Origin of the sequence: Streptomyces aurantiacus (assembly GCF_001418335.1) — a bacterium.
Classification (GTDB): domain Bacteria; phylum Actinomycetota; class Actinomycetes; order Streptomycetales; family Streptomycetaceae; genus Streptomyces; species Streptomyces aurantiacus.
This window is the reverse complement of sequence record NZ_LIPP01000188.1, coordinates 1-4704: the sequence shown is the minus strand read 5'-3', so window position 1 is coordinate 4704 and position 4704 is coordinate 1. Positions and strand designations below refer to the sequence as shown.

At 72.7% G+C, this 4704-nt stretch carries 4 protein-coding genes; 1 reads left to right on the top strand and 3 read right to left on the bottom strand.

Annotation, left to right across the window (positions count from 1 at the left end):
* Positions 1-339 precede the first annotated feature (339 nt).
* The gene (locus AOK01_RS24210; RefSeq protein WP_055515150.1) at positions 340-1476 is read left to right on the top strand and encodes an acyl-CoA dehydrogenase family protein; all 1137 of its coding nucleotides are present in this window, start codon (positions 340-342) and stop codon (positions 1474-1476) included.
* A 39-nt stretch (positions 1477-1515) separates the two neighbouring features.
* On the opposite strand, the gene AOK01_RS24205 is transcribed toward AOK01_RS24210, so the two are convergent.
* The 3 genes from AOK01_RS24205 to AOK01_RS24195 form a co-directional block, all read right to left on the bottom strand.
* Positions 1516-1845, bottom strand: coding sequence for a rhodanese-like domain-containing protein (locus AOK01_RS24205; protein ID WP_055515149.1), 330 nt, complete (start codon positions 1843-1845; stop codon positions 1516-1518).
* Between the two features lie 99 nt (positions 1846-1944).
* On the bottom strand, positions 1945-2847 hold the full coding sequence (locus AOK01_RS24200) for a J domain-containing protein (protein ID WP_425424758.1): 903 nt from the start codon (positions 2845-2847) through the stop codon (positions 1945-1947).
* Between the two features lie 274 nt (positions 2848-3121).
* Positions 3122-4537 carry a DUF2252 domain-containing protein gene (locus AOK01_RS24195; RefSeq protein WP_055515148.1) on the bottom strand — a complete coding sequence of 472 codons (1416 nt, stop codon included), beginning with the start codon at positions 4535-4537 and terminating at the stop codon, positions 3122-3124.
* Between the last annotated feature and the right edge of the window lie 167 nt (positions 4538-4704).

Below are 4704 nucleotides of genomic sequence, written 5' to 3'. Positions count from 1 at the left end.
AGAGGTGTATGAGAGACAGGCTCGGCACGGGACGGGCGGTCGCACCCTCGTCGTACGCGTCCATTGCGCCCCGTTTCCGCATGTCTGCTCCGATATGGCGGCCAGTCCCGCGACGGCCGCACCGGAACGGTACTCAGGCCCACCCGCCCGGCACAGCCCAGGGGGCACAGCGGTCACAGGGTCATCCACAGCGGTGGACACCTTACGGCCCGCCTGCCCGTGGACGACGACAGAGCCGCCACCGTTCCCTCCGTTCCCTCCGTTCCCTTCTTGTAGAACCTGTTCTATCTTGACGCTCCGCCGGGCCGACTCGACGGATCAAACAGGGAGGACGGGACCGTGGACTTCACCTTCACCGAGGAACATCAGGCGGCCGTGGAGGCGGCGAAGGCGGTCTTCGCGGGGGTCGCGCCGGACGGCGTGCCGAGCCCCGCACTCACCGCGGGCGCCGTCGCGGACGACTTCGACCGCGTTCTGTGGGGCCGGCTCGCCGAAGCGGACCTGCTGAGCCTGCTGCTCGACGCGCGCCACGGCGGCGCCGGCCTGGACGCCGTCGCCCTGTGCCTGGTGCTGCGCGAGTCGGCGAAGGTACTCGCACGGGTGCCGCTGCTGGAGAACACGGCGGCCGCCGTCGCCGTACAGGCATACGGCGGCGAGGAGTTGAAGGCCGATCTGCTCGCGCGGGCCGGCCGGGGAGAGGCGGTACTGACCGTCGCCGCGAGCGGGCGCACCGGCCACGACGGCGCCGAACTCGCCGTGAGCGCACGGCAGGAGAGCGACGCGTGGGTGCTGGACGGTCTGCAGACAGCCGTTCCCTGGGCGCGGAACGCCGACTTCGTCCTCGTGCCCGCGCTGAGCACCGGTTCGGGCCGCTCCGTGCTCGCCCTCGTACCCTCCGGCCACGAGGGCACTGTGCTAGCCGAGCAGATCTCGACGACGGGCGAACTCCTCGGCGAACTCCGCCTGGACTCCGTACGGATCCCCGCCCGTGACGTCATCGTCGCCGACGGTGCCTGGGAGTGGCTGCGGAACCTGCTCACCACCGGGACCTGCGCGCTGGCGCTCGGGCTGGGCGAGCGGGTACTCGGCATGACGAGCGAATACACCAGCAAGCGGGAGCAGTTCGGCTTCCCGGTCGCCACGTTCCAGGCCGTGGCCGTGCAGGCCGCCGACCGCTACATCGATCTGCGCGCGATGGAGGCGACCCTCTGGCAGGCCGCGTGGCGGATCGACACGGGGGCGGGCGGGGCGCTGCCCGCGTCCGGTGACGTGGCCGTCGCCAAGATCTGGGCCTCCGAGGGCGTACGCCGTGTCGTGCAGACCGCGCAGCATCTGCACGGGGGCTTCGGCGCGGACACCGACTACTCGCTGCACCGGTATCACGCGTGGGCCAAGCACCTGGAACTCTCGCTCGGCCCGGCGGCGGCACACGAGGAAGCACTGGGCGACCTGCTGGCGGCACACCCTCTGGCCTGATCCGGAACGACCGACTTCCGTCCTGGGCCGCCCGCCCCGCTACAGCACGAACCCCGGCTGCCCCTCCGTGTTCACCACGGGGCGGCCCTTGGCCGCCCAGTCCTGCATGCCGCCCGCGACGTTCACCGCGTCGACGCCCTGCTGGCCCAGGTACATCGCGACCTGCGCCGACCGGCCACCCGAGCGGCAGATCACGTTGATCCTGCCGTCCTGCGGCGCCGCCTCGGTCAACTCGCCGTAACGGGCGACGAACTCACTGATGGGGATGTGCAGTGCCCCTTCGGCGTGACCCGCCTGCCACTCGTCGTCCTCCCGGACGTCCAGCAGAAAGTCTCCGTCCGCGAGATCCCCGACCTCGACCGTGGGCACACCAGCTCCGAAACTCATGGTCCCGACGCTACCCGACCCGCCACGCGCACAAGTCCGCTCGGTGCCGCAGCCGAGCGGTCAGGCACCACTGCCGAGCGGTCAGTCACCGCTGCCGAGCAGCCCCGCAAGCTCCGCCTCGCGCTCACTCACCTGCGCCAGCAGCTGCTCGGCGATCTCCTCCAGCAGCCGGTCGGGGTCGTCCGGCGCGATCTTGAGCATCCCGCCGATCGCGCTCTCCTCCAGGTCCCGGGCCACGAGGGAGAGCAACTCCTTGCGCTGGGCGAGCCACTCAAGGCGGGCGTAGAGTTCCTCGCTGCGACTGGGCCGCCACTCCTCGGGCACCGGACCGGCGGCCCACTCCTCGGACAGCTCCCGGAGCAGGACCTCGTCCCCACGGCCGTAGGCGGCGTTGACGCGGGAGATGAACTCGTCGCGCCGCGCGCGCTCCTTGTCGTCCTGGGCCAGGTCGGGGTGTGCCTTGCGGACGAGCTCCCGGTAGAGCTTGCGGGCCTCGTCGCTCGGCCGCACCCGCTGCGGCGGACGCACCGGCTGCTCGGTCAGCATGGCCGAGGCCTCCGGGGACAGGCCGTCCGAGTCGAGCCAGTCGTGGAACAGCTCCTCGATGCCCGGCATCGGCATGACCCTGGCCCGCGCCTCCTGAGCCTTGCGCTGGTCCTCCGGGTCACCGGTGCTCGCGGCCCGCGCCTCGGCGATCTGCGCCTCCAGCTCGTCGAGCCGCGAGTACATCGGGCCGAGCCGCTGGTGGTGCAGCCGGGAGAAGTTCTCCACCTCGACCCGGAACGTCTCCACCGCGATCTCGAACTCGATCAACGCCTGCTCGGCCGCCCGCACGGCCCGCTCCAACCGCTCCTCGGGCCGCTCGGCACCGTCACCTCCGGCACCGTCACCTCCGGCGCTGTCGTCGCCGACCCCGGCACCTGCGGCCCCCGCGTCTTCGGCGCCGGCGTCGGCGTCGGCCTCGTCCACGGACTTGTCCCCCACGGGCTGGTCCTTCGCGGGCTCGTCAGCTCCCACCGCGGCACCCGCGGCACCCGCGGCACCTGCCGCGCCCGACGCACCTGCCGCGCCCGCCGACTCACCGGCGCCCGAGTCGCCACCGGCCTCGGCAGACGGCTCGGCACGCGGCTCACCGGCGACCGGCTCCGCGGAGGGCTCGGACGGCGGGTCGGACGGGGACTGCGCAGCTTCCGGGGTGGTCACCCGCCCAGCCTAGGCCACAGCTGCGCCGGCCCCGCCCTCGTCGGCTCGCGCCCGGTCAGACCCCCAGCTCCCCGGCTATCCGCCCCGAGCGCACGGCCGCCACCAGCTGCGCGTGGTCGGCCTCGGTCCGGTCCGCGTACGCCACCGAGAACGCGGCGACCGCCTCGTCCAGCTCCTCGTTCTTGCCGCAGTACCCCGCGACCAGGCGGGGATCGGCGCTGTGGGCGTGGGCCCGCGCCAGCAGCGCCCCCGTCATCCGGGCGTAGTCGTCTATCTGGTCCGCGGCCAGCGCCGCGGGATCGACGCTGCCCTTGCGGTTGCGGAACTGCCGCACCTGGAAGGGGCGCCCCTCCACGGTGGTCCAGCCGAGCAGGTTGTCGCTGACGACCTGCATGCGCTTCTGGCCGAGGACGACCCGGCGGCCCTCGTGCTCGGCCGCCGGCACCGGCAGACCGGCCGTCTCCAGGTGTGGCACCAGGACGGAAGCGCGAGCCTCCTTCACCTGGAGGACGAGCGGTTCTTCACGGTGGTCCAGCAGCAGCACCACGTACGACCGCATGCCCACGCTGCCGGTGCCGACCACGCGGAAGGCGACATCGTGCACCGCGTACCGCGCGAGGAGCGGGAGCCGGTCCGCGGAGAGCGTGCGCAGGTACTCCTCCAGCGCGATCGCGACCGCGGCGGCCTCGCCGTCCGGGACGCGGCGCAGCACGGGCGGGGCGTCGACGAAGCGGCGCCGGCCGCCCTCGACGGCCTCCGTCGACTTCGCCGCGAAGCGTCCGCTGGTATTGGCCCGCGCCTTCTCCGAGACCCGCTCCAGGGTGCCGAGCAGGTCGTGCGCGTCGGCGTGCGAGACCAACTCCTCGTCCGCGATGGCGTTCCACGCGTCCAGGGCCGGGAGCTTGGCGAGCAGCCGCATGGTGCGCCGGTAGGAACCGGCCGTGAAGTACGCGGCATTGCGGCAGGTGCCCTCGTCCGCTCCCGCCTCGCGCGCGGCGAGCACCAGCGAGGTCGCCAGGCGCTTGAGGTCCCACTCCCACGGCCCGTGCACCGTCTCGTCGAAGTCGTTCAGGTCGATCACGAGCCCGCCGCGCGCGTCCCCGTACAGGCCGAAGTTGCCCGCGTGCGCGTCGCCGCAGATCTGTGCGCCGATGCCCGTCACGGGCGTACGCGCCAGGTCGTACGCCATGAGGCCGGCCGAGCCACGCAGGAAGGCGAACGGTGTGGCCGCCATCCTGCCCACCCGTATCGGTGTGAGCTCGGGGATGCGGCCTCGGCCGGACTCCTCGACAGCCGTCACCGCGTCCGGGCGGTCGCCGTTCGTGTCGAGCGACGCGTGCGCGCCGCGCGGGACACGGTCCCGGAGAGCCTTGCCCTCGTCCTTGGACGAGTCCTCCGCCGGCCACCGCGCGAACCCGCGCACCTCCGGAATCCTCGCCGCCCCGGCCACCACGCCACCGGTCTCACTCACCCGAACCGCCTCCCCCGCACACGAACATCAACTCGTGACGACCGTACCTCCGGGCGTCGATCCGCGTGAGCCCCTGTGGACAACTCCGCACCTGTGGAAAACACACCAGCTCAGCGCGGACAACGAACAACGAACAGCGGACGGCGGTCCCCGTCCCCGTCCCCGTC